General features: G+C 53.1%; 22 protein-coding genes and 7 tRNA genes. 2 read left to right on the plus strand and 27 right to left on the minus strand.

Annotation, left to right across the window (positions count from 1 at the left end; genetic code table 11):
* Window positions 1–9 precede the first annotated feature (9 nt).
* The 8 genes from mrdB to leuS all read right to left on the minus strand — a co-directional run bounded on the left by mrdB (window position 10) and on the right by leuS (window position 8,814).
* Window positions 10–1,122, minus strand: a complete 1,113-nt coding sequence (gene mrdB / locus WH298_RS15235) for a peptidoglycan glycosyltransferase MrdB (RefSeq protein ID WP_036621577.1) — start codon at window positions 1,120–1,122, stop codon at window positions 10–12.
* A gap of 8 nt (window positions 1,123–1,130) precedes the next feature.
* Complete coding sequence (mrdA, locus tag WH298_RS15240; protein WP_007890698.1) at window positions 1,131–3,035, minus strand: peptidoglycan DD-transpeptidase MrdA; 1,905 nt, start codon at window positions 3,033–3,035, stop codon at window positions 1,131–1,133.
* Window positions 3,036–3,069: 34 nt separating this feature from the next.
* Window positions 3,070–3,540, minus strand: coding sequence for a 23S rRNA (pseudouridine(1915)-N(3))-methyltransferase RlmH (gene rlmH / locus WH298_RS15245; RefSeq protein ID WP_007890697.1), 471 nt, complete (start codon window positions 3,538–3,540; stop codon window positions 3,070–3,072).
* A gap of 3 nt (window positions 3,541–3,543) precedes the next feature.
* Entirely contained in the window at window positions 3,544–3,861 is a 318-nt protein-coding gene (gene rsfS / locus WH298_RS15250; protein ID WP_007890696.1) for a ribosome silencing factor, read from the minus strand.
* 91 nt (window positions 3,862–3,952) lie between these two features.
* Entirely contained in the window at window positions 3,953–4,597 is a 645-nt protein-coding gene (nadD, locus tag WH298_RS15255) for a nicotinate-nucleotide adenylyltransferase (protein ID WP_007890695.1), read from the minus strand.
* On the minus strand, window positions 4,590–5,621 hold the full coding sequence (gene holA / locus WH298_RS15260; RefSeq protein ID WP_180823250.1) for a DNA polymerase III subunit delta: 1,032 nt from the start codon (window positions 5,619–5,621) through the stop codon (window positions 4,590–4,592). The genes nadD and holA overlap by 8 nt, the downstream gene beginning before the upstream one ends.
* On the minus strand, window positions 5,618–6,217 hold the full coding sequence (gene lptE, locus WH298_RS15265) for an LPS assembly lipoprotein LptE (protein WP_049850892.1): 600 nt from the start codon (window positions 6,215–6,217) through the stop codon (window positions 5,618–5,620). Before lptE ends, holA begins: the two co-directional genes overlap by 4 nt.
* Window positions 6,218–6,231: 14 nt before the next feature.
* Complete coding sequence (gene leuS, locus WH298_RS15270) at window positions 6,232–8,814, minus strand: leucine--tRNA ligase (RefSeq protein ID WP_180823251.1); 2,583 nt, start codon at window positions 8,812–8,814, stop codon at window positions 6,232–6,234.
* A gap of 223 nt (window positions 8,815–9,037) precedes the next feature.
* Here leuS and WH298_RS15275 point away from each other — a divergent pair, with 223 nt between their 5' ends.
* The gene (locus WH298_RS15275; protein ID WP_007890691.1) at window positions 9,038–9,520 is read left to right on the plus strand and encodes a zinc ribbon-containing protein; all 483 of its coding nucleotides are present in this window, start codon (window positions 9,038–9,040) and stop codon (window positions 9,518–9,520) included.
* A 64-nt stretch (window positions 9,521–9,584) separates the two neighbouring features.
* Here the strand turns inward: WH298_RS15275 and WH298_RS15280 are convergent, their stop codons facing one another.
* The 9 genes from WH298_RS15280 to miaB form a co-directional block, all read right to left on the minus strand.
* Window positions 9,585–10,310, minus strand: a complete 726-nt coding sequence (locus tag WH298_RS15280) for an amino acid ABC transporter ATP-binding protein (protein WP_007890690.1) — start codon at window positions 10,308–10,310, stop codon at window positions 9,585–9,587.
* The gene (gene gltK, locus WH298_RS15285) at window positions 10,311–10,988 is read right to left on the minus strand and encodes a glutamate/aspartate ABC transporter permease GltK (RefSeq protein WP_007890689.1); all 678 of its coding nucleotides are present in this window, start codon (window positions 10,986–10,988) and stop codon (window positions 10,311–10,313) included.
* Entirely contained in the window at window positions 10,988–11,728 is a 741-nt protein-coding gene (locus tag WH298_RS15290; RefSeq protein ID WP_007890688.1) for an amino acid ABC transporter permease, read from the minus strand. The genes gltK and WH298_RS15290 overlap by 1 nt, the downstream gene beginning before the upstream one ends.
* 161 nt (window positions 11,729–11,889) lie before the next feature.
* Window positions 11,890–12,783: a glutamate/aspartate ABC transporter substrate-binding protein gene (locus tag WH298_RS15295; RefSeq protein ID WP_007890687.1), complete on the minus strand. Its 894-nt coding sequence runs from the start codon at window positions 12,781–12,783 to the stop codon at window positions 11,890–11,892.
* A 436-nt stretch (window positions 12,784–13,219) separates the two neighbouring features.
* The gene (gene lnt, locus WH298_RS15300) at window positions 13,220–14,746 is read right to left on the minus strand and encodes an apolipoprotein N-acyltransferase (protein ID WP_180823252.1); all 1,527 of its coding nucleotides are present in this window, start codon (window positions 14,744–14,746) and stop codon (window positions 13,220–13,222) included.
* A gap of 4 nt (window positions 14,747–14,750) precedes the next feature.
* Window positions 14,751–15,632 carry a CNNM family magnesium/cobalt transport protein CorC gene (gene corC / locus WH298_RS15305; protein ID WP_049850895.1) on the minus strand — a complete coding sequence of 294 codons (882 nt, stop codon included), beginning with the start codon at window positions 15,630–15,632 and terminating at the stop codon, window positions 14,751–14,753.
* An 82-nt stretch (window positions 15,633–15,714) separates the two neighbouring features.
* The gene (ybeY, locus tag WH298_RS15310) at window positions 15,715–16,188 is read right to left on the minus strand and encodes an rRNA maturation RNase YbeY (protein WP_007890684.1); all 474 of its coding nucleotides are present in this window, start codon (window positions 16,186–16,188) and stop codon (window positions 15,715–15,717) included.
* On the minus strand, window positions 16,185–17,258 hold the full coding sequence (locus tag WH298_RS15315) for a PhoH family protein (RefSeq protein WP_180823253.1): 1,074 nt from the start codon (window positions 17,256–17,258) through the stop codon (window positions 16,185–16,187). The genes ybeY and WH298_RS15315 overlap by 4 nt, the downstream gene beginning before the upstream one ends.
* A gap of 207 nt (window positions 17,259–17,465) precedes the next feature.
* The gene (miaB, locus tag WH298_RS15320; RefSeq protein WP_180823254.1) at window positions 17,466–18,890 is read right to left on the minus strand and encodes a tRNA (N6-isopentenyl adenosine(37)-C2)-methylthiotransferase MiaB; all 1,425 of its coding nucleotides are present in this window, start codon (window positions 18,888–18,890) and stop codon (window positions 17,466–17,468) included.
* Window positions 18,891–19,071: 181 nt separating this feature from the next.
* Here miaB and ubiF point away from each other — a divergent pair, with 181 nt between their 5' ends.
* Window positions 19,072–20,244, plus strand: coding sequence for a 3-demethoxyubiquinol 3-hydroxylase (gene ubiF / locus WH298_RS15325; protein ID WP_180823255.1), 1,173 nt, complete (start codon window positions 19,072–19,074; stop codon window positions 20,242–20,244).
* Window positions 20,245–20,332: 88 nt separating this feature from the next.
* Here the strand turns inward: ubiF and WH298_RS15330 are convergent.
* The 10 genes from WH298_RS15330 to nagC all read right to left on the minus strand — a co-directional run bounded on the left by WH298_RS15330 (window position 20,333) and on the right by nagC (window position 25,208).
* A tRNA-Gln gene (locus tag WH298_RS15330) sits at window positions 20,333–20,407 on the minus strand.
* Window positions 20,408–20,435: 28 nt separating this feature from the next.
* A tRNA-Gln gene (locus tag WH298_RS15335) sits at window positions 20,436–20,510 on the minus strand.
* Window positions 20,511–20,516: 6 nt separating this feature from the next.
* Window positions 20,517–20,593 (minus strand) — tRNA-Met (locus WH298_RS15340).
* Window positions 20,594–20,619: 26 nt separating this feature from the next.
* Window positions 20,620–20,694 (minus strand) — tRNA-Gln (locus tag WH298_RS15345).
* A 34-nt stretch (window positions 20,695–20,728) separates the two neighbouring features.
* Window positions 20,729–20,803 (minus strand) — tRNA-Gln (locus tag WH298_RS15350).
* Window positions 20,804–20,824: 21 nt separating this feature from the next.
* A tRNA-Leu gene (locus WH298_RS15355) sits at window positions 20,825–20,909 on the minus strand.
* Window positions 20,910–20,916: 7 nt separating this feature from the next.
* A tRNA-Met gene (locus tag WH298_RS15360) sits at window positions 20,917–20,993 on the minus strand.
* 215 nt (window positions 20,994–21,208) lie between these two features.
* A complete protein-coding gene (asnB, locus tag WH298_RS15365; protein WP_007890680.1) occupies window positions 21,209–22,876 on the minus strand; it encodes an asparagine synthase B in 1,668 nt (555 codons plus the stop codon).
* 317 nt (window positions 22,877–23,193) lie between these two features.
* Window positions 23,194–23,946: an HAD-IIA family hydrolase gene (locus WH298_RS15370; RefSeq protein ID WP_036621535.1), complete on the minus strand. Its 753-nt coding sequence runs from the start codon at window positions 23,944–23,946 to the stop codon at window positions 23,194–23,196.
* A gap of 41 nt (window positions 23,947–23,987) precedes the next feature.
* Entirely contained in the window at window positions 23,988–25,208 is a 1,221-nt protein-coding gene (gene nagC / locus WH298_RS15375; RefSeq protein WP_007890678.1) for a DNA-binding transcriptional regulator NagC, read from the minus strand.
* Window positions 25,209–25,214: the final 6 nt, after the last annotated feature.

The following is a 25,214-nucleotide window of genomic DNA, read 5'->3' on the forward strand; positions in this document are numbered from 1 at the left end:
TGCAGCCTCTTAAACGCTTTTAGATAACATTTTTCGATGAGTATGGATCGACATCACGATGCCAAATCCAGCCATTAACACAATCAATGCCGATCCGCCGTAACTGACCAGCGGTAGCGGTACGCCAACCACCGGTAAGATACCACTTACCATGCCAATGTTAACGAAAACATAAACGAATAAAATCAGCATCAAACCGCCGGCCATCACGCGGCCAAAGGTGGTTTGCGCGCGCGCGGCGATGATCAAGCCGCGCATGATCAGCAGCAAATAGAGTACCAGCAATAACAACACGCCAACCAGGCCGAGCTCTTCCGCCAGTACGGCAAAGATAAAGTCGGTGTGACGTTCAGGCAAAAACTCCAGCTGCGATTGGGTGCCGTGCAGCCAACCCTTACCGCGCAAGCCCCCTGAGCCGATGGCAATTTTTGATTGAATGATGTGATATCCGGCACCGAGCGGATCGCTTTCCGGGTCCAGCAGCATCATGACGCGGTCGCGCTGATAATCGTGCATCAGGAAGAACCACAGAATCGGGATAAAGGCCGCCACCAGCAGCACCGCAATGCCAATCAGTTTCCAGCTCATGCCGGATAAGAACAGCACAAACAGGCCTGAAGCGGCGATCAGAATAGAAGTACCCAGGTCAGGCTGCGCCGCCACTAACAGCGTGGGCATGAAAATCAGCACTAACGCGATACCGGTATTTTTTAGCGTCGGCGGACAAACATCGCGGTTGATAAAGCGCGCCACCATCAGCGGCACGGCAATCTTAGCGATTTCCGAGGGCTGAAAACGCACGAAGCCGAGGTCGAGCCAGCGCTGCGCCCCTTTACTGATATGGCCAAAGGCATCCACCGCAATCAGCAATATCACGCAGACAATGTAGAGGTAGGGCGCCCAACTTTCATAAACGCGCGGCGGCACCTGCGCCAGCACCAGCATAATGACAATGCCCATGGCAATCTGGCCGAATTTACGTTCGGTCATGCCTGGATCCTGTCCGCTGGCGCTCCAGATAACGATAGCGCTGTACGTCAGCAGGCTGAGAATGATCAGCATAAATAGCGGGTCGATATGGATGCGCGTCCAGATCGATCTTTTCTGCGGATTATCGTTCATGGACATCTTTATTCACCTTCGTAGCCGGGCGGCGTCGGCGCCGCTTCTGGCAGCACGGTATTATTGTCGCCTAACATAATGTGGTCGAGAATCTGGCGCATCACGGTGCCCACTGCCGGACCCGCACCGCCATTTTCCAGAATCATGGTGACTGCTACGCGCGGCTTATCGTACGGGGCGTAAGCGGTCATTAATTTATGGTCGCGCAGACGCTCAGCAATCTTGTGCGCGTTGTAGGTCTCATTCTCTTTAAGGCCGAAGACCTGCGCAGTACCCGATTTCGCCGCGATTTTGTAGGGCGCATCGGCAAAGCTTTTATGCGCGGTACCGTTGGCGCGGTTGGCCACGCCATACATGCCATCTTTGGCAATTTCCCAGTAGCCGGAATGAATGTCGCCAATCGGCGCATCAGGTACCTGGCGATACGGCACCATGGTCTGACCTTCACGGGTCGCGCGCAGCAGATGTGGCACTTTAATCACGCCATCGTTAATCAGAATCATCATCGCTTTGTTCATTTGTATCGGCGTCGCGGTCCAGTAACCCTGGCCAATCCCTACGGGAATAGTGTCACCCTGATACCACGGTTTCTTAAAGCGCTTCAGTTTCCATTCACGCGTTGGCATGTTGCCCGCGCTCTCTTGCGGCAGGTCGATACCGGTGCGGTGCCCATAGCCGAACTTGGTCATCCATTCTGACAGACGATCGATGCCCATGTCGTAAGCGACTTGGTAAAAGAACGTATCCGCTGATTCTTCCAGTGATTTCGTGACGTTCAGGCGGCCGTGGCCCCATTTTTTCCAGTCACGGTAGCGCTTTTCTGAACCTGGCAGTTGCCACCAGCCGGGATCGAATAGGCTGGTATTGCGGTTGATTACGCCAGCGCTTAAAGCAGATACCGCGACGTAAGGTTTAACGGTGGAAGCGGGCGGATAGGAGGCTTGCAGCGCGCGGTTATACAGGGGACGGTTTTCGTCGCTTAACAGCGCTTTGTAATCTTTGCTGGTGATCCCGTCGACGAACAGGTTCGGGTCGTAGCTGGGAGTCGAAACCAGGGCGAGAATTTCACCGGTACGCGGATCGCTGACCACGACCGCCGCGCGGCTGCCGGTCAGTAAGGTTTCGATATACTGCTGCAGTTTGAGATCAACCGTCAGGTAGATATCTCGGCCGGCCTGTGGTGACTGTTCATGCAACTGACGTATCACGCGGCCGCGGTTATTGACTTCAACCTCTTCGTAACCGGTTTTGCCGTGCAGTACATCTTCGTAATAGTTTTCAATGCCCAACTTGCCGATATCATGCGTTGCAGCGTAGTTTGGCCATTTGCCTTCCTGATCGAGGCGCGTGACGTCGCGATCGTTGATCTTCGATACGTAGCCAACGACGTGCGTTAGCGTTTGCCCGTAAGGATAGTAGCGGCGCTGATAGCCTTTCACTTCCACGCCGGGAAAACGGTACTGATTGACCGCGAAACGCGCCACCTGTACCTCATTCAAACCAATTTTTACCGGAATAGAGGTGAAGCGTCGCGAACGTTTGCGCTCCTTTTCGAAGGCATCGATATCGTCATCGGTCAGATCTAACACCGGGCGCAGGTTCTGTAACGTCTGCTTAAGATCTTCGACCTTTTCCGGCATTAGCTCAGCCTGATAGATGGTGCGGTTCAGCGCCAGCGGCACGCCGTTGCGATCGAAGATAATGCCGCGGCTCGGCGCCACAGGCACCAGCTTGATACGGTTTTCATTCGATCGGGTGCTGTAATCATCAAATCGCAGGATTTGCAGGTGGTACATATTGACCACCAGTACGCTGGAGAGCAGCAGAATGCCAAAAAACGCCACCAACGCTCGGCGGACAAAGAGTTTCTGTTCGGCAGTGTAATCGCGAAAGGCGTTGCTCTGTAATTTCATCCGCTACATCTATTGTCTGGGGGTTGTCAGGCGTTTATTCACGATGATAAGGATGATTCGTGGTGATGCTCCAGGCACGATACAGGCTTTCCGCTACCAGCACACGCACCAGCGGATGTGGCAACGTTAATGCTGACAGTGACCAGCTTTGCTCGGCAGCCGCTTTACATGCCGGCGCCAGTCCTTCCGGACCACCGATCAACAGACTGACATCTCGGCCATCCTGCTTCCAGCGTTCCAGCTGCTGCGCCAGCTGTGGGGTTTCCCACGGCTGTCCTGGAATATCCAGCGTAACAATGCGATTGCCTTTGCCCACCGCGGCCAGCATCGCTTCACCTTCTTTTTCCAGAATGCGTTTGATGTCAGCGTTCTTACCGCGTTTACCGGCAGTCACTTCGGTCAGTTCAAACGGCATATCCTTTGGGAAGCGGCGCAGATATTCCATGAAACCGGTCTGAACCCAGTCGGGCATTTTGGTGCCGACGGCCACAAGCTGCAGTTTCAAGGCTTAGCTCCAGAGTTTTTCCAGCTCGTACAGCTGGCGGCTCTCTGCTTCCATCACGTGTACAATCACGTCACCGAGGTCAACCACCACCCAATCAGAGGCAGTTTTACTGTCAACACCGAGCGGCTTAAGACCCGCAGCGCGTGATTCCTGCACCACGTGATCGGCGATTGAGGCGACGTGACGCGTTGAAGTACCGGTGCAAATAATCATGCAATCGGTGATGCTGGATTTGCCCTGAACATCGATAGCAATAATGTTCTGGCCTTTGAGATCATCAATCTTATCAATAACGAACTCTTGGAGTGCTTTACCTTGCAAAAGGTTCCCCTTAAAAACAGGTGATTACGGACGGGCTAGCGATTCGAGAAAGGTAGCCGAAAATGAAGCGGCGTAGTATAGCATGCCACCTTTAGCTGCGATATAAGCCAACGCTATTGATATAGCCGATGACCGCCTCAGGCAGTAAATCCGCGCAGGAAGCGCCCGCATGGCGACGTTGACGAATCTCAGTCGCTGAGATGTTAAGGAGCGGCGTATCAGCCAGCCAAATCTTTCCTGCGGGTGAGTGATGCAGCTGCTGCGCATCATCGGCAAGATGATCATCAAGCCACTGCTGCATTTGTGGCGTGTCCATCTGCGTGGCGTAACCCGGACGTTGGCAAACCAGTAAATGACACAGCGACAGCAACTCCTGCCAGCGATGCCATTTGCCTAACGTTAGCAGAGAATCCTGACCAATGATAAACCCCAGGGGCTGTTTTGCTCCACGCTCGGCACGCAGTGCTTCCAGCGTGGCGACGGTCCATGAGGGTGTTTCACGCTCCAGCTCGCGTGTATCGATGTCAAACAAGGGGCGGTCAGCGATAGCACAGCGCAACATCTCAACACGCTGCTGCGCACTGGCCTCAGGCTGCGGACGATGCGGCGGCACATTGTTCGGTAAAAGCGTCACCTTCTTCAAACCGACCTGCTGTGCCAGAGCTTCTACCGGGCGCAGATGACCATAATGAATCGGATCGAAGGTGCCGCCAAACAGGGCATAGAGTTTAGACATCGGTAAAGCTCAAGGGGAAATCGCGGTGGCACAGCAGCAGCGACAGCGTTTCCAGCTGTGGCCATAGATTTTGCCCGTAATCCTGCTTCATGCTGAGCTCCAGCTCTGCCAGCAGCTGCACCGCACGCTGCAAACGACGTGCATCAAGACGCTGTAGTGCTTCGGTAAACAGTGCGCGGCGGTTTTGCCAGATTCGTTGCTGATCCATCAACGTACGCAGTGCTTGTTTCGCCTGATTACGCTGCAGGTGCAATAAGGTCAGCAAATCGCGCTGTAACGTACGCAGCAGAATAACGACTTCGCTGTCCTCTTTCTCCAACTGATGCAGAATATGCAGGGCACGTTTACTTTTCCCTGCCAGTAGCGCATCAACCCAGTGAAACGGGGTAAAGTGCGCGGCATCGTTAACGGCGGCTTCCACGCGCGGCAAGGTCAATTTGCCATCTGGCCACAGTAGCGATAAACGTTCCAGCGCTTGGGCCAATGCCAGCAGGTTGCCTTCGTAGCAGTAGCAGAGCAGCTGGATTGCGGCATCATCGACGCTGAGCTTCATCGTTTTGGCACGGCTGGCAACCCAACGCGGCAGCTGTGCTTGCTCAGGCGTTTGGCATGGCACCAGCACGGCATGCGCACTCAGGGCTTTGAACCAGGCGCTGTTCTCCTGCGCTTTGGTTAACTTAGCCATCCGCAACACCAGCAAAATATCGCTGTGCAACAACGTCGCCAGCTTCACCAACTGCTCGGCGATGGCGGCGTTAGGGCCGTTTTCCGGCAGCTGCAGGGTTAGCGTTTGGCGTTGGGTAAACAGGCTAAGCGATTGGCAACTGACGAAGATCGCATCCCAGTCAGTTTGTGCATCAAGAGTGACGCTGAAATGCTCTTCAAATCCTTGCGCTGTTGCAGCGACACGAATTGCATCAGCGCTTTCCTGTATCAGCAGCGGTTCGTTGCCGGTAAGAAAATAACAGGCGCGCAGCCCCTCACGAAGCTGCGCGCTCAGTTGTTCAGGATAAATCCTGATCATTGCAGACTGGTAGCTGACGAAGATGACACTTCCGGTGAGTTTTCTCCCGGCAAAATCACGTCAGGCTCTGGCAACGTTTGTTTGTTATTTATCTGTGCGGCATGCACAGTCAGCAGTTTACGTACTAACTGTTCGGCGGCACGCTGACGCATCTCTTGCACAATCATATCTTGCTCGGCATCCTTCGCCAGTGCGGCGTTCGGGTTGTCGAAGAAAGAGCGATACACGGTAGTGCTAATCGGGTAGATGCCTTTACCCGGCAGCAGAACCTGCGCCGTCACTGTCATCACCAGAGAATATTCCGCGGTGGTACCGCTAATAAACACTGATGCAGTATCTCGTCCTTGCCTTGCTGAACCAAGACGTAGCGTTGGATACTTAGCACTAGCCTCATCACTGTCTTCAACAATATTCACATTGTTGATACGCAGCTGCTGGCGCACGGCGCGCGCCAGTGGACCATAGGGATCGCCGGTCTGGACGATGAGCGTTTTCATTTCACTCGGCACCGCCGTGGTGCCGCGCGGGTGAAAACCACAGCCTGCGGTAATCATTACCGCAAGCAGGACAAACAGCCTGATAATCAGTTGTCGCACAGTTCCTCCTGAACTTAACCCACAACCAGGTTAAGCAGTTTGCCAGGGACATAAATCACTTTACGAATGGTGACGCCTTCCAGATATTTTGCCACCAAATGCTCCTGTGCAGCACGCGCCTGCACCTGCTCCTGCGTTGCATCCGGCGCAACGGTAATTCTGCCGCGCACTTTGCCATTGACCTGAACCACCACCAGCAGCGAGTCTTCCACCATAGCGGCTTCATCGGCAACCGGCCAGCTCGCTTCGTCAATGCTGCCTTCGCCGCCCAGCGCCTGCCACAGCACGTAGCTGGCGTGCGGGGTAAACGGATAAAGCAGACGAGTCACCGCCACCAGTGCTTCCTGCAGCAGTGCACGATCTTGTTCGCTTTCCTGTGGCGCACGGATCAGCTTGTTCATCAGCTCCATGATAGCCGCGATAGCGGTGTTAAACGTCTGACGACGACCCACATCATCGGCCACTTTGGCGATAGTTTTGTGCAGATCGCGACGCAGCGCTTTCTGCTCGTCATTCAGGCCATTTACGTCCAGGGCAACGGTCGCGCCTTTGGCAACATGTTCGTAAGCCAGCTTCCACACGCGCTTCAGGAAGCGGTTGGCGCCTTCAACGCCCGATTCCTGCCACTCCAGCGTCATCTCTGCCGGGGAAGCGAACATCATGAACAGGCGTACAGTATCCGCACCGTAGCGTTCAACCATCAGCTGTGGATCGATGCCGTTATTTTTCGACTTCGACATTTTGCTCATGCCTGCGTATACCACTTCACGGCCTTCAGTATCGGTGGCTTTAACAATGCGGCCTTTTTCATCACGCTCAACGGTCACGTCTACCGGAGACACCCAGTTACGCTCGCCGTTCACGCCGATATAGTAGAACGCATCGGCCAGAACCATGCCCTGACACAGCAGGCGTTTAGCCGGCTCATTCGAGTTCACCAAGCCCGCATCACGCAGCAGCTTGTGATAGAAGCGGAAGTACAGCAGATGCATGATGGCGTGTTCGATACCGCCAACATACTGATCGACCGGCAGCCAGTAGTTCGCTGCCGCCGGATCCAGCATGCCTTCGTTGTAATTGGTGCAGGTGTAGCGTGCGTAATACCACGATGACTCCATGAAGGTGTCAAAGGTGTCGGTTTCACGCAGCGCTGGCTGGCCGTTTACGGTAGTTTTGGCCCACTCAGGATCGGCTTTGATTGGGCTGGTAATACCATCCATGACAACGTCTTCAGGAAGGATAACCGGCAGCTGATCTTCTGGCGTAGGCATGACGGTGCCATCTTCCAGCGTCACCATTGGAATCGGTGCGCCCCAGTAACGCTGACGGGAAACGCCCCAGTCGCGCAGACGGTAATTAACTTTACGCACACCGACGCCTTTGGCAGCCAGCGCGTCGGCGATAGCATTAAAGCCCGCCTGATGATCCAAACCGTTGTACTCGCCAGAGTTGAACAGCGAGCCTTTCTCGGTCATCGCTGCGGCACTCAGATCCGGCTCGGAACCGTCGAGGTTCAGCACGACAGGCTTAATGTTCAGGTTGTATTTGGTGGCGAACTCCCAGTCACGCTGATCGTGACCTGGAACGGCCATTACCGCACCGGTGCCGTATTCCATCAGCACGAAGTTAGCGACCCACACCGGGATCTCTTCACCGGTCAACGGATGGATTGCAGACAGGCCGGTGGCCACGCCTTTCTTCTCCATCGTTGCCATGTCTGCTTCGGCGACTTTGGTGGTACGGCATTCATCAATGAATTCAGCCAAAGCGGGATTCGTGGCGGCAGCTTGCTGTGCCAGCGGGTGACCTGCGGCAACAGCCAAATAAGTTGCACCCATGAAGGTGTCTGGACGCGTGGTGTAAACGGTCAGCTTCTCAGCGCTATTAACCACATCAAAGGTGATTTCCACGCCTTCTGAACGGCCAATCCAGTTACGCTGCATGGTTTTGACCTGTTCCGGCCAATCTTCAAGCGTATCAAGATCGTTGAGCAGCTCTTCCGCATAAGCGGTGATTTTCACAAACCACTGCGGGATCTCTTTGCGCTCAACTTTGGTGTCGCAACGCCAGCAGCAGCCATCAATAACCTGCTCGTTGGCCAGCACCGTCTGATCGTTCGGGCACCAGTTCACCGCAGAGGTCTTCTTATAGACCATGCCTTTTTCATACAGCTTAGTGAAGAACCACTGCTCCCAGCGGTAGTATTCTGGCTGGCAGGTCGCCAGTTCACGGCTCCAGTCGTAGCCAAAGCCCAGCAGTTTCAGCTGGTTCTTCATATAGGCGATGTTGTCGTAAGTCCACGGTGCAGGGGCAGTGTTATTTTTCACCGCGGCGCCTTCCGCCGGCAGACCAAATGCATCCCAACCGATGGGTTGCAACACGTTTTTGCCAAGCATGCGCTGGTAACGCGCAATTACATCGCCAATGGTGTAGTTACGCACGTGGCCCATGTGTAGGCGACCAGAAGGATAGGGCAGCATGGACAGGCAGTAATACTTCTCTTTGCCTTCCTGCTCGGTCACTTTAAAGGTTTCGTTTTCGTCCCAGTGTTGTTGGACGCGGGTTTCTATCTCTTCCGGGCGGTATTGCTCTTGCATGGCTGCCTGTGGTCCTTTGTGAAAATCGAAAATCGCTAAGCATAGATCCGCATAGCATACCCATAAGGCTGCGCCTCAACAACTTTTCACGCCCCTGCAAACCGGATTTCTGCTGAATGCGCCGCCGCTTTCACCCTTTTGTGATTTCTCCCGTTGTCAGCGCTGCAAATGTGCCAAAGCAGCTAAACTTAACTGCAGCACCCGTAGCGGAAAGGAGAACAAAATGAATAACGTGGCGCAGGAATACCGTGCAACGATTGAAGCATTATCCCAACGTTTGGATCATGGCGAGCGTGATGTTGATGCACTGGTCGCGGAGGCACGGCAAAGTTTGCTGGCGAAGAAGACGCTGTCGCCCGCCGAGGTAAATGAAGTGATGCGTGCCGTACGGCGCGATTTGCATGAGTTTGCGCTGAGCTATCAGGAGTCTTCTGATGTGGTCGGCGATTCGGTGTTTTTACGGGTGATTCGTGAGAGCCTGTGGAAAGAATTGGCGGATATCACTGATAAAAGCCAGTTAGAGTGGCGCGAAGTGTTTCAGGATCTCCGTCATCACGGCGTTTACCAGAGCGGTGAAGTGGTCGGCTTGGGGAATTTAGTCTGCGAGAAGTGCGGCTTCACGCGGGCGATTTATACGCCAGAGAGCTTAACGCGCTGCCCGGAGTGTGGCCACGATCAGTTCCAGCGTCAGCCATTTGAACCTTAAAATTGCATAAAAAATCGCGCCGCTATGCAAGCAGATAACGCAGCGGCGCAATTTATTGCGCTAATCAGTGCAGGATCTTCGCCAGGAAGTCTTTCGCACGATCGGATTGCGGATTGTTAAAGAAGTCATCCTTATTGGTGTCTTCAATAATTTTCCCTTCATCCATAAAGATCACGCGGTTAGCGACTTTACGCGCAAAGCCCATTTCATGCGTCACCACCATCATGGTCATACCTTCATTCGCTAACTCAACCATTACGTCTAACACTTCGTTGATCATTTCTGGATCAAGCGCAGACGTCGGCTCATCAAACAGCATTGCTACCGGATCCATGCACAATGCACGGGCGATCGCTACACGCTGCTGCTGACCACCGGAAAGCTGCCCCGGGAATTTATCGGCGTGCGCTGCCAGCCCTACGCGTTTTAGCAGGTTCTGCGCTTTCTCGCGCGATGCTGCTTTATCCCGCTTCAGCACCTTGACCTGCGCCAGCGTCAGATTCTCAATGATGCTGAGATGTGGGAACAGTTCGAAGTGCTGAAACACCATGCCCACTTTGCTACGCAACTGGGCGAGGTTGGTTTTTTTGTTATTCACTTCGGTGCCGGTCACCTGAATGCTGCCTTTTTGAATCGGCTCCAGACCGTTGACGGTTTTAATCAGCGTTGATTTACCTGAGCCAGACGGACCGCAGACCACCACCACTTCACCTTTTTTTACTTCGGTGGAGCAGTCGGTCAGCACCTGAAAGTGCCCATACCACTTCGAAACATTTTTCAGGCTAATCATTTAAACCGTCCTTTTTCTTTTCAGATAGGTAACCAACAGCGAAGCACTCAGGCTGATCACGAAGTAGACCAGACCGGCAAACAAAATCATCTCAACCTGGGTTCCGTCGCGCTCACCAATGGTAGAGGCGGTGCGGAAGAAGTCAGCCAGGCTCAATACATATACCAGCGAGGTATCCTGGAACAGGACAATACCTTGCGTCAGCAACAGCGGCACCATGGCGCGGAACGCCTGCGGCAGCACGATCAATTTCATCGATTGCCAATGCGTCATGCCCAGCGCCAGTGCGGCGTTGGATTGACCGCGCGAGATGCTCTGGATGCCCGCGCGGATAATTTCCGAATAGTACGCAGCCTCAAATAACGCAAATGCCACCATGGCGGAGATCAGGCGGATATCCGATTTAGGCGATAAGCCCAGCACCTGTTGCAGGAACGCGGGCACGACCAAATAGAACCATAACAGCACCATCACCAACGGCACGGAGCGGAACAGGTTGACGTAAAGCTTGGCAAACCAGCGCACCGGCGCAATCGGCGACAAGCGCATCACCGCCAAAATTGTGCCCCAGATAATGCCAAATACCACGGCAATCGCGGTGATCTTGAAGGTAATGATCAACCCATTCCATAAGTAAGGCAGGCTGGGAACAATCGAACTCCAATCAAACTCGTACATTATTTGCCTCCCATATTGCCAGGCAGGCGGATTTTGCGTTCTACCACACTCATAATCAGCATGATCACCAGGTTAATGCCGACGTACGCCAGGGTGATGGCGGTAAAGGATTCATAGGCATGGGCGGAGTAATCCAACAGCTTGCCCGCCTGCGCCGCCATATCCACCAGACCGATGGTTGAGGCGATGGCCGAGTTCTTCACCAGGTTGAGCATTTCCGAAGTCATCGGCGGTACAATCACGCGATATGCATTCGGCAGCAGCACATAACGATAGGTTTGCGGCAGTGTCAGCCCCATCGCTAAGCCCGCATTTTTCTGACCACTTGGCAGCGACTGAATCGCCGCGCGCACCTGCTCACAGACACGTGCTGCGGTGAACAAGCCAAGGCAAATCGTGGATGAAACGAAGAATTGAATATTGGGGTCTAGCTCCGCTTTAAACCACATGCCAAGGTTTTCCCCGACCAGCTCTGGCGCCACCAGATACCAGAAGAAGAACTGCACAATCAGCGGGATGTTACGGAACAGTTCCACGTAGCAGGTGCCAATCGTCGCCAGCAGGCGGTTGGGCACGGTACGCAGAATGCCAAAGAAGGAACCTACCAGGAAGGCGATAATCCAGGCGCAGCAGGACACCGCAATGGTGACCTGAAATCCGGACCACAGCCAGCCAAGGTAAGTCGTATTGCCGAACGGGGCCTGTTCAAGAAAAATGCCCCAGTTCCAATCGATACCCATAACGAGCTCCGGTAAAAAAAGGGTAGCGAGGCTACCCATAAGATTGTTGAGCGGTGTCTTACGTCCTGCTTCAGGGGAACGGCCTGTTACAGTCTGTCTGTCCGCACCGCATGTTCAGCAATCGAGAGGGCAGCGGGGCTGCCCTTGTTGTCGTTGTTAATTCAGAGGGCTTTATCGTTCGGTGCTTTGAACAGGGCCTGCATGTCACTTGAAAGTTCGAAGTTCAGGTTCAGATTTTTCGGTGGAATTGGCTGTTTGAACCAGGTTTCAAACCATTTTGACGCTTCGCCCGAGGTTTGTGCTTTGGCAATAGTTTCATCCATCAGCTGTTTGAACTGGGGATCCTGATTGCGCAGCATGCAGCCGTAAGCTTCTTTCGACTGCGGCGTGCCAACGATATCCCAGTTGTCAGGCTTCTTGGCCTTCGCGCGTTCACCCGCCAGCAGCGCATCATCCATCATGAAGGCCACAGCACGACCGGTCTCCAGCGTACGGAAAGAATCACCATGATCTTTTGCGCTGATGATGCGCATATCCATTTTCTTCTCATCGTTCAGCTTGTGCAGCAGCACTTCAGAGGTGGTACCTGAAGTCACCACAACGGTTTTGCCTTTCAGATCATCGAAATCTTTGATGTCGCCGCCTTTTTTCACCAGCAGACGCGTACCGATGATGAACACGGTGTCAGAGAAAGCCGCTTGTTTCTGACGCTCAAGGTTGTTGGTGGTAGAACCACACTCAAAATCATAAGTGCCGTTCTGCAACAGCGGAATACGGTTCTGTGAGGTAATAGGCAGCATTTTAATCTGCAGATCCGGCTTATTCAGCTTGGCCTTAATGGCGGCAATAATGGCGTTTGAGTAATCCTGTGAATAGCCAACCACTTTTTGCTGGTTGTCATAGTAAGAAAAGGGAACTGACGACTCACGATGCCCAACGACGATCACGCCGCTATCATTGATTTTTTTCAGGGTACCGGTGAGATCTTCCGCCTGGGCCGCTCCCGCTGCTGCTCCCAACAGCAAAAGAGATAATGCCACTTTGCGTATCTGCATGTTCCAACTCCTTCGTATGGATGTCGCGCAGAACATAAACTGCGCAGATTGTGATGTTGTGTGTATTTCGTGCTGCTTTTTTAGTTATCCCATAGCGCAACTGCACGCAGGATAGTGATTAACATAGCGAATTGTTAACGCAATGAAACAAAAAAGTTTCTTTTTTGCGAGCCGCTCCGCACCAATAAAAGGCAAAAATTTCCTGATGCGCTAACAGAGTGCACATCAATGCCACAAATTAGTGCGTGAAGGTTGCAATACGCTGACAAAAGCCAATGTTTGCGAAAATCACTGAAATAAATAGCAATGATCGTGCCAGCACGATGAATATCTGTAAAAAGACAGCAGAGAATCGGGGAAAGCGGGGCGGAAGAGAGAGAAAACAGCGGATAAAACAGGCGAAGTGTTTACTTCGCCTGTCGTGATAGCAATCGGATTAGTGACGACGGCGCAAAATCGCTACCACGATGCCAATCAACGTCAGAATCCATACTGGCCAGATACCCGCTTTGGCATACGGTGTTACACCGCTGGTTGGTGTCACTTTGGCTTCCAGAACGTCGCGCGTGAACTGTGGCAGCTCCTTCTCCACCTCGCCGTTGGCGTTTACTACCGCGGTAACGCCATTGTTGGTGGAACGCAGCAGCGGACGTCCCAGCTCCAGCGCACGCATGCGCGCCATCTGGAAATGCTGCCATGGCCCGATCGAATGGCCGAACCAGGCATCGTTAGAGACCGTCAACAAGAAATTGGTATCCGGACGGAAGTTGGCTCGAACCTGTTCCCCCAGCACGATTTCATAGCAGATAGCGCTGGTTAGGTTATAACCCGACACTTTCAGCTGCGGCTGAACATAGGCGCCACGGCTAAAGGATGACATCGGGAGATCGAAGAATGGAGCTAATGGCCGCAGCAGCTCCTCCAGCGGTACAAATTCACCAAAGGGTACCAGATGGTTTTTCTGATAACGGTTCTGGTTTTGATAGCTGTAAGGCTGTTCGCCACCCAATACAATGACTGAGTTATAGTCGTGATAGCGATTATCACCTTCCACGCGCGAATCCACGATACCGGTAATCAGTGAACTGCCGCGTGCGCGCAGTTCAGCATCCAGCGCACGCAGAAACGGCTGCTGGTTGCTTTCCAGATCGGTAATCGCTGATTCCGGCCAGATGATGATCGGTGCTTTACCGATAAACGGCTGGCTGTATGAGGTGTAGACGCGCAGCGTATTCAGTAACTGCTGGGGATCCCACTTCATCGACTGTGGAATGTTGCCTTGCACCATGGCGACATCAACGCTACGTTCCGGCAGCGGCTGATACCACTGCAGCATGCGCAGTGGCCACGGCAGCAACAGCAGTAACGCGGCGGCTATTAAACTTTTTACCGTGCGGTGATGTAACGCGTGAACCAGCAGGCCGGCGATAACCATCAGCAGGAAGGTAATGGTTTCTACCCCGGCTAACGGCGCTAACCCCTTCAGCGGGCCGTCAATCTGGCTGTAGCCAAACTGCAGCCACGGAAAGCCGGTGAGAACCCAGCCGCGCAGAAATTCGCTAACTTGCCATAAAGCCGGTGCTGCCAACGCCAAACGCCATAGCGTTGCGCGTGGCCAGAAACGGTTAAGTAAGCTGGCGAACAGCAGCGGATAAAGCGACAGATAGGCCGCCAGCAGAATCACCAGGAAGATGTTAACCGGGCCGGGCATGCCACCGAATGTGGCAATGCTGACGTAGACCCAATTGATGCCGCTACCAAACAGTCCAAATCCCCAGATGAAGCCAATGGCCGCCGCCTGTGCAGTGCGGCGTTCCAGCAGCAACAGTTGCAGACCAAACAGCGAAATTAACGCAGCGGGCCAGAAATCGTAGGGAGAAAAGGAAAGGGTGCCAATGGCACCCATAATTAACGCCAGCAGCAGGCGTACCCGCTGCTGCGAGTATAGAGAGGCTAAAGCCATAAAATTATTCGTCTTCCAGTTGCGGTTGGGGTGAGTCTTCCGGAATTTTTACATGCACCTGGATAATACGGCGGCTGTCAGCCATTGCGACTTTGAACTGATAACCATCAATGACAATACTTTCGCCGCGAGCGGGAAGGTGGCCGAATCCCTGCATGACCAATCCGCCAATGGTATCGACTTCGTCATCGCTGAAATCGGTGCCAAAGACTTCGTTAAAATCTTCAATTTGCGTTAAAGCACGCATGGTGTAGGTGTAACGATTGAGCTGGCGAATATCACGACCTTCTTCATCGTCATACTCATCTTCAATTTCGCCAACAATCAGCTCAAGAATATCCTCGATGGTCACCAGACCAGAGACGCCACCAAATTCATCAATGACAATTGCCATGTGATAACGCTGCGAGCGGAACTCTTTTAGCATGCGGTCAACGCGCTTGCTTTCAGGCACCACCACGGCGGTGCGCAGCACCTTTTCCATGCTGAACGGCTCAGACGCGCTCGCCATAAACGGCAGCAGGTCTTTGGCCATCAATATGCCTTCAACATGATCTTTGTCTTCGCTGATCACCGGGAAACGTGAATGCGCAGATTCAATAATCACCGCCAGGCACTCTTCCAAAGTTTGGTTGCGTTTCAGTGTGATCATTTGTGAGCGTGGGATCATGATGTCCCGCACGCGCTGTTCGGCAATATCCAGCACCCCTTCGAGCATGTCGCGGGTATCCTGGTCGATCAGCTCTTTCTGCTCAGAATCGCGGATTAACCCCAGCAGTTCATCACGGTTTTTTGGCTCACCGTGAAACAGTTGGTTGATTAGCAGGGAGAAAAATCCCTTTTTACTACTGGGTGCGTCGCTGTTTTGAGAATGGTCGTCGCTCATGGCGTTTTTATTTCGTTCTCTCTAATGAGGGATTGGGGCTGCTGGCATCCGCGCCAGCAGCGCAATAACCTGAACCAACGGCTCAGGCGTCTTCTTTCTCCGAAATGTACGGATCAGGATAACCAAGAGCAAGCATTATCTCGGTCTCCAGCGCCTCCATCTCTTCGGCTTCTTCATCTTCGATATGGTCGTACCCCAGCAGATGCAGCGTACCGTGCACAACCATATGCGCCCAATGCGCTTCAACGGTTTTGCCTTGTTCAGCAGCCTCTTGCTCGACAACCTGGCGGCAAATGATCAGATCGCCCAGTAGCGGTAACTCAATTCCCGGTGGGGCTTCAAACGGGAAAGAGAGCACGTTAGTCGGCTTATCTTTGCCGCGATAAGTCAGATTAAGCTCATTACTCTCCGCCTCATCCACCAGGCGAACAGTGACTTCGCTTTCCGGCTGAAAGGGTGTTACCGCCGCTTCCAGCCAGCGTTGAAAATCGCTCTCCGCAGGCAGATGGTTTTCATCGGCACAGGCCAGCTGTAAGTCTAAAATCACCGCGCTCATGAACGCTCCTGCGGGCTGGTTTGAGTGGCAAGCTGAGCCGCGATAGCTTCGCGTTTGCGCTCTTCTGCCTGTTGATCACGGCGTTTCTGATCGGCGGTTTCCCAGGCTTCATAAGCATTCACGATGCGTGCGACAACCGGATGACGCACCACGTCTTCGCTGTGGAAAAAGTTAAAGCTGATCTCATCGACTTCTGCCAGCACTTCAATGGCGTGGCGCAAGCCGGATTTGGTGCTACGCGGCAAGTCAATCTGCGTTATATCACCGGTAATCACCGCTTTGGAATTGAAGCCGATACGCGTCAGGAACATTTTCATCTGCTCGATGGTGGTGTTCTGGCTCTCATCAAGAATGACGAAGGCATCGTTCAGCGTGCGTCCGCGCATGTAGGCCAGCGGAGCGACTTCGATGACGTTACGCTCAATCAGTTTCTCTACACGCTCAAAGCCGAGCATTTCGAACAGCGCGTCGTAGAGTGGACGCAAATAGGGGTCCACTTTCTGGCTGAGGTCGCCGGGCAGGAAGCCGAGTTTTTCACCGGCTTCCACCGCCGGACGCGTCAGCAAAATACGCCGAATCTCCTGACGTTCCAACGCATCCACCGCGGCAGCCACCGCCAGATAGGTTTTACCAGTACCGGCCGGGCCAATACCAAAAGTGATGTCGTGCGCGAAAATGTTAGCGATGTATTGCGCCTGGTTAGGCGTGCGCGGTTTGATCACGCCGCGCTTGGTTTTGATATTCACCGCTTTGCCGAATTCCGGCACGCTCTCAGCACTTTGTTCCAATACGCGGCTCTCTTTGATCGCCAGGTGAATCTGGTCCGGTTCGATATCTTTAATCTGACCACGCATCGGGGTGGTATCAACGTACAGGGTCCGCAGGATATTCACGGCAGCGTCCACGCACAGCGAGCGTCCAGTCAGCGTGAACAGGTTATCGCGACGTTTGATTTCAAGGCCCAAACGGCGCTCTAGCTGCTTCACATTGTCATCCATCGGACCGCACAAGCTCATCAGTCGTTGGTTATCTGCCGGTTCAAGGGCTATTTCACGCGTTTCGATATTCAAATGAATCCTTAAGGTCACTCAGGGCCAGTTGAAAAGGTGTGCCGGATGCTGGCATCAAAGCGTTCAGCATCTTTATGGAATTATTTATGGCGCTGCGCATAGGCGCAAGCTTCAGAAACGATATTTGGGCAGCGTCTGCGGAAAGCAAGGGCGACAGGATGAAACAGGCGACAGCGCTTTGTGCGCTATCGCTCAACGTTTGAGGTTTCAAGGCTGGAACAGACCAACGCCGATTTCGTTCTCTTTGCGGGTACGGGCAATCACCGACGCTGGACTCTCTGCTACACGCAGCGCCATTTGCTCTTCGGTGCGCACCAGCACGCCACGCAGTGAGCTGGCGTAGACATCAACAATTTCAACATCAACAAACTTACCGATCATTTCAACCGGCGCTTCGAAATTCACTACGCGGTTGTTATCGGTACGACCGGTCAGCTCCATCACATTCTTGCGTGAAATTCCTTCGACCAGTACGCGCTGCGTAGTGCCCAACATGCGGCGGCTCCACGCCATTACCTGTTGATTGATGCGGTCTTGCAGGATGTAGAGACGCTGCTTTTTCTCCTCTTCCGACACATCATCTGGCAGATCGGCCGCTGGCGTGCCTGGGCGCATCGAGTAAATAAAGCTGAAGCTCACATCGAAATTCACTTCGCCCACCAGCTTCATGGTCTGCTCGAAGTCCTGCTGTGTCTCACCCGGGAAGCCGATGATGAAATCAGAGCTCAGCTGGATATCCGGACGCGCCGCTTTCAGCTTGCGAATAATCGCTTTGTACTCCAGTGCGGTGTGAGCACGCTTCATCAGGGTCAGGATACGATCCGAGCCGCTCTGGACGGGCAGGTGCAGGAAACTTGCCAATTCGGGGGTATCACGATAAACCTCGATAATGTCATCGGTAAATTCAATCGGATGGCTGGTGGTAAAGCGAATACGGTCAATGCCGTCGATTGCCGCCACTAAGCGCAGCAATTCAGCAAAGGTACAGATATCGCCATCAAAGGTGGCACCGCGATAGGCATTGACGTTCTGGCCCAGCAGGTTAACTTCTCGTACGCCCTGAGCGGCCAACTGGGCGACCTCAAGCAGAATATCGTCGCTTGGACGGCTTACTTCCTCACCGCGGGTGTAAGGCACCACGCAGAAAGTGCAGTATTTGTTGCAGCCTTCCATGATGGAAACAAACGCGGTTGGGCCATCTGCGCGCGGTTCGGGCAGGCGGTCAAATTTTTCGATTTCCGGAAAGCTGATGTCTACGATTGGGCTTTTACTGCCGCGTACGGTGTTGATCATCTCCGGCAGGCGATGCAACGTTTGTGGACCAAACACGATATCAACGTAACTGGCGCGTTGACGCAGACGTTCACCTTCCTGCGAGGCTACACAACCACCCACCCCGATGATCACCTCAGGATTATCGGCTTTCAGCTTTTTCCAACGGCCTAACAGTGCAAAAACCTTCTCCTGCGCTTTTTCACGAATTGAGCAGGTGTTGAGCAGCAGAACGTCCGCTTCTTCAGCTGCCTCAGTGAGGGTATAGCCGTGCGTACTGTTCAACAGATCGGCCATCTTCGATGAATCATATTCATTCATCTGACAGCCCCAGGTTTTGATATGCAGTTTTTTGGTCATCGAACTAGCCATTGGTTAACGCGAAGTGCAGGGCGCGTATTGTAATGCCTCGCTGCAGCTGTGACCAGCTAACCCTGCATACTTCACGCATGCACGTCGCATCGAATGACGAATTTCCGGTACACTTTAGCTATCAACGTGATGCTGTAAGGTCTCACGGCAAAAAGAAGGATTAGAGTCGATGCAGGATTCACATTTTGATGTGGTGATCGTGGGCGGTGGCATGGTTGGCGCGGCGCTGGCGTGTGGTCTGGCGCAGCAACAGTTCCGCGTGGCAGTGATTGAACGAGCGGAGCCAGCGGCCTTTGATGCTAGCAGCGAGCCGGATGTGAGAATTTCCGCGATTGGTGCCTCCTCAGTCGCGCTACTGCAGCAGCTGGAGGTTTGGCAGCGCGTTCTGGATATGCGCTGTGCACCTTATCGGCAGTTGGAAACCTGGGAGTGGCAAAACGCGCATGTATCATTTGATGCAGCGTCGCTTGGCTTACCTGAGCTGGGCTTCATGGTGGAGAACAGCGTGCTGCAGCGGGCGCTGTGGGAAAAGATGCAGGAAGAGGGCATCACGCTAATTTGCCCGGCGAGTTTACAGGGTTTGCAGCCGCACAGCGCTGGCTGGCATGTGCAACTGGATACCGGCCAAACGCTGGATACGCGTTTAGTGGTCGGCGCAGATGGTGCCAACTCTCGGGTGCGTCAATTAGCGGGCATTGGCGTGCGAGGCTGGCACTATGCGCAATCCTGTATGCTTATCAGCGTGGAGTGCGAGCAGGATGTTGGCGACTCCACCTGGCAGCAGTTTACGCCGCAAGGGCCACGTGCTTTCCTGCCGCTGTTTGATCGTCGTGCTTCGCTGGTGTGGTATGACGCGCCGGCGCGTATTCGTCAGCTGCAAAGTTTGCCGTTGTCACAGCTGGAGAAAGAGATTCATGCGAACTTTCCGGCCCGTGTGGGAAACTTTAAAGTCAAAACCGCAGCATCGTTCCCGCTGGTGCGACGTCATGCTACGCGTTATGTGATGCCCGGATTAGCGCTGGTGGGGGATGCGGCGCATACCATCAACCCGTTGGCCGGGCAGGGTGTTAATCTGGGCTATCGGGATGTGGATGCTTTGATCACTACGCTGGTTGAGGCGCGCAGCCAGGCGGAGCTTTGGGCATCGGATGCCGTGCTGCAGCGTTATCATCGTCAGCGTTATAAAGACAACTTACTGATGCAGGGCGGGATGGATCTGTTCTATTTCGCATTTAGTAATAAGCTGCCGCCATTACGCTTTGCGCGCAATCTGGCGCTGATTGCCGCGGAGAATGCCGGAGCGTTAAAACGCAAGGTGCTGCGCTACGCGCTAGGTTTATAAATCGTAGGGGGCGCATCAATGCGCTCCGGGTTTATGCCCGAACGCAGAAAACAATAAAGCCCGCAAAAGCGGGCTTTATTGTGCAATTTGGCTGGGGTGCAGGGATTCGAACCCCGGAATGCTGGTATCAGAAACCAGTGCCTTACCGCTTGGCGACACCCCAATAGGTGTTTAATCAAATTGTCTTTTTATGGCTGGGGTGCAGGGATTCGAACCCCGGAATGCTGGTATCAGAAACCAGAGCCTTACCGCTTGGCGACACCCCAATAATTTGGTGGCTACGACGGGATTTGAACCTGTGACCCCATCATTATGAGTGATGTGCTCTAACCAGCTGAGCTACGTAGCCTTGGTACTGCTTACTGCATCCGACGATGGCTGGGATACCTGGATTCGAACCAGGGAATGCCGGTATCAAAAACCGGTGCCTTACCGCTTGGCGATATCCCATTCGTCGATTTTGTATCCACAACATATTCCGGATTGGCTGGGGTACCAGGATTCGAACCTGGGAATGCTGGTATCAAAAACCAGTGCCTTACCGCTTGGCGATACCCCATCCGGCTGCCGAAGACTGAAATGGTGCGGGAGGCGAGACTTGAACTCGCACACCTTGCGGCGCTAGAACCTAAATCTAGTGCGTCTACCAATTTCGCCACTCCCGCAAAAAGATGGTGGCTACGACGGGATTTGAACCTGTGACCCCATCATTATGAGTGATGTGCTCTAACCAGCTGAGCTACGTAGCCATCTTTTTCGCGTAACCTTCATCGGCGTTGCGGGGCGCATTATGCGTATTGAGTCTTGTAGCGTCAACAATTTTTTTGCCGTTTTTCGCCTTAAAACGCCTGTTTGTCTGGCTTGTAACCAGGCTGGTGGTTTATTCGGCAATTTTCACTCATGACATCATCGATTGCACAAAAAAGGGGCTCATTTGAGCCCCTTATCTTGTTGAGTAAAAACCTTATTTATAAGCGGACTGATGCACACCTACGGCACGGCCTGAAGGGTCATCCATTGATTTAAAGGCTTCATCCCACTCGATGGCTTTAGCTGAAGAACAGGCCACCGATGGACCGCCCGGTACACACTCTGCAGCGCTGGCAATTGGGAACAACTCCTCAAAGATTTCGCGATACAGATACGCTTCTTTCGAGTTCGGTGTGTTGTACGGGAAGCGGAAATGCGCAGTCGACAACTGTTGGTCAGTGATCTGCTTCGCCGCCACTTCTTTCAGCGTATCGATCCAGCTGTAGCCAACACCGTCAGAGAACTGCTCTTTCTGGCGCCACGCCACGCTTTCTGGCAGATATGAAGAGAAGCATTCACGCAGAATGTGTTTCTCCATCTTGCCGTTGCTGCCGCACAGTTTATCTTCCGGGTTGATACGCATCGCCACGTCGAGGAATTTCTTATCGAGGAACGGTACGCGCGCTTCCACGCCCCAGGCGGACATCGCTTTGTTGGCGCGAGCGCAGTCAAACATATGCAGAGCCAGCAATTTACGCACGTTCTCTTCATGGAATTCTTTAGCGTTTGGCGCTTTATGGAAATAGAGATAGCCGCCAAAGACTTCATCCGCACCTTCGCCTGACAGCACCATTTTGATGCCCATCGCTTTGATCTTACGCGACATCAAATACATCGGCGTAGATGCGCGAATGGTGGTCACATCGTAGGTTTCAATGTGATAAATCACATCACGAATCGCATCCAGACCTTCCTGCACGGTGAAATGGATTTCGTGGTGCACGGTGCCAAGATGCTCTGCCACCGATTTCGCTGCTTTCAGGTCTGGAGAACCTTCCAGGCCCACCGCAAAGGAGTGCAGCTGCGGCCACCAGGCATCGCTCTTATCGGCATCTTCTACACGTTTTGCGGCGAAACGCTTGGTGACGGCAGAGATAATGGAAGAGTCGAGTCCACCAGACAGCAGCACGCCGTAAGGTACGTCGGACATCAGGTGACTTTTCACTGACTCTTCCAGCGCATGTTTCAGCTCTGCTGCGTCGGTGGTGTTGTGCTCGACGGCGGAAAATTCCATCCAGTCACGCTGCCAGTAACGACGAATTTCACCATCGGCGCTCGACATGTAGCTTCCCGGCGGGAACTCTTTAATGCTGCGACATACTGGCACCAGTGCTTTCATTTCGGAAGCAACATACAGGTTGCCGTGCTCATCGTTGCCCATATACAGCGGGATAATGCCGATATGGTCGCGGCCAATCAGGTATTGCTGCTTAACGCTGTCCCACAGAATAAAGGCGAACATGCCCTGCAGTTCGTCGAGAAAATCAACGCCTTTTTCCTGATACAGCGCCAGAATAACTTCGCAGTCGGAACCGGTCTGGAAGGCGTAACGATCGCTCAGCTCGGCACGCAGCGCTTGATGGTTATAAATTTCACCGTTAACAGCCAGTACGTGGGTGTGGTCAGCGTTATACAGCGGCTGTGCGCCGTTGTTAACGTCAACAATCGACAAGCGCTCATGCACCAGAATGGCTTTATCATCCGCATAAACACCTGACCAATCTGGGCCGCGGTGACGCATCAGACGAGAAGATTCCAGCGCTTTCTTGCGCAGCTCAATAGGATCGCTCTTCAGATCCAGCACACCAAAAATTGAACACATAACTGACTCCTGATCTCACCTTGTGGCGAAGTTATTTCTACGTTTGTCCGGCAGCAATGACTGCGTGATGTATAAGAAAATGCGCTAAGTGATGGTGGTAGTGCAAGTGAAATCACGATCCTTTGATAAAAAGAATGTTGATAGGCGCGTAACTTTGTATTTTATTCAATAAATACAGATTTAATTTAGATGGTATCTAATAAATCTGGATTGTTGCTCGATTTGTGTTCAGGTGATGATCGCTGGAGGAGGGATTTACCTCATCAAAAACAAAAGCCCTACTTGAGCAGGGCTATAAGAAGAGATTATGGCTGATATCAAAAGAGATCGATATCGGCGACCGATGGGTAAATCCAGTCCGGTCGGAATGGCATCGCATCAATATCACTGAGCGTTGAAACGCCCGACAGCACCAGAATGGTTTCCAGGCCGGCCTGGAAGCCTGCCAAAATATCGGTACGAAGGTTATCCCCGACAATCACCGTCTCTTCAGAATGCGCATGCATTTTGTTTAATGCCGCGCGCATGATGTACGGGCTTGGCTTACCAACATAAAACGGTTTGCGGCCAGAAATGGTCTCAATCCCGGCACAGAGCGCCCCGCAGGCGGGAACAAAGCCACGCGCATGCGTATCGGGATTGGTTGCGATAAAGCGTGCGCCGTTAGCAACGAAGAACGCCGCTTTATGCATCATGTCCCAATTAAATGAGCGCGTTTCACCCACGATAACGAAATCTGGATTGACGTCGGTGATAGTAAAGCCCGCTTTGTACAGCTCATGGATTAATGCACCTTCGCCAATCACATAGGCTTTTTTCCCCTCCTGACGCTTGAGGAAGTCAGCCGTGGCCATCGCCGAGGTATAAAACACCGAATCTGGCACCTCAACTCCCGCGTTGGCAAAGCGGTTGGCCAGATCAAGAGCCGTTTGTGATGGGTAGTTGGTCAATACCACCAATGGCATATCTTTCGCCAGAATGCGCTGCAGAAATTCGTTCGCGCCGGGAACGGCGGTGTTGTCGTGCATCAACACGCCGTCAATGTCACAGATTACGCTTTTAATCGTCATAGATTGCATCCGGTCGGGCCTGCCAGATAGCAGGCTGGTGATTACTCTTCCAGCAGATGTTGCAACAAAATGCCATTCAGCATAGCGCGTTTTGCTAAGGCAAAGGCGCCAATTGCCGAGCGATGATCGAGCTCGGAACGCATCACCGGCAGATTCTTACGAAATGCCGGAAGTGTCTGCGTATTGATGCAACCTTCAATGGCAGGAAACAGCACTTTGTCGGCTTCAGTGATTTCACCGGCCAGCACCACTTTTTGCGGATTGAACAGGTTGATGGCGATGGCAATCGCTTTACCCAAATAGCGGCCGACGTATTCGATAACTTCGCACGCCAGCGCGTCACCTTGATTAGCTGCGCGACAGATCTGCGGCATCAGGCAATCATTAAGTGTTAGTGAGCTGGGATAGCCCTGATTAAGCAGGTGCCGCACGCGATTTTCAATCGCACCATTGGCAGCGATGGTTTCCAGACAACCGAAGTTTCCGCAATGGCAGCGTTCACCTAACGGATCGACCTGAATATGGCCGATCTCGCCAACGTTACCGTTGCTGCCGAGGAAAATATGGCCATTGGCAATAATCCCAGCGCCGGTACCACGGTGTAAACGCACCAGAATGGAGTCAGCACAGTCGCGGCTTGCACCGAAGTAGTGCTCTGCCAGTGCCAAACTGCGAATGTCATGACCAACAAAACTGGTGACGTTAAAGCGTTTTTTCAGACTGGAAACCAGTGGCCAGTGACTTACCGCGATATGCGGCATATAGCGAATGATGCCATTAATCGGATCGACTAAACCTGGCAGAATCACCGCGATAGCGATCAGCTCATGAATCTTACGCTGATGTGATGCCATAAAAGCGCTGATGGCATTGAACAGCGCATTCTCCAACGTTTCCTGGGTGCGCTCCGGCAGCGGATAATCTTCCTGCGCCAGTGATTTTCCGCTCAGATCGAACAGCGTCAGCGTGGCGTCATTACGCCCTAAGCGTACGCCGATAGTATGAAAATGACGGGTTTCGGTAATAATCGAGATGGCGCGGCGCCCACCGGTGGAGGCTTGTTGCTCCACCTCTTTAATGAGGCCGCGCTCAATGAGCTGGCGGGTGATTTTGGTGACACTGGCGGGCGCAAGCTGACTGTGTTCGGCTATCTGTATGCGCGAAATGGGCCCTTGTTGATCTATTAGCCGATAAACGGCTGCACTATTAAGTTGTTTAACAAGATCGACATTTCCTATTTGAGACTGGCCGCCAGTGGTCATTCAATA

The sequence above is a fragment of the Pantoea nemavictus genome, from assembly GCF_037479095.1.
Taxonomy (GTDB): domain Bacteria; phylum Pseudomonadota; class Gammaproteobacteria; order Enterobacterales; family Enterobacteriaceae; genus Pantoea; species Pantoea nemavictus.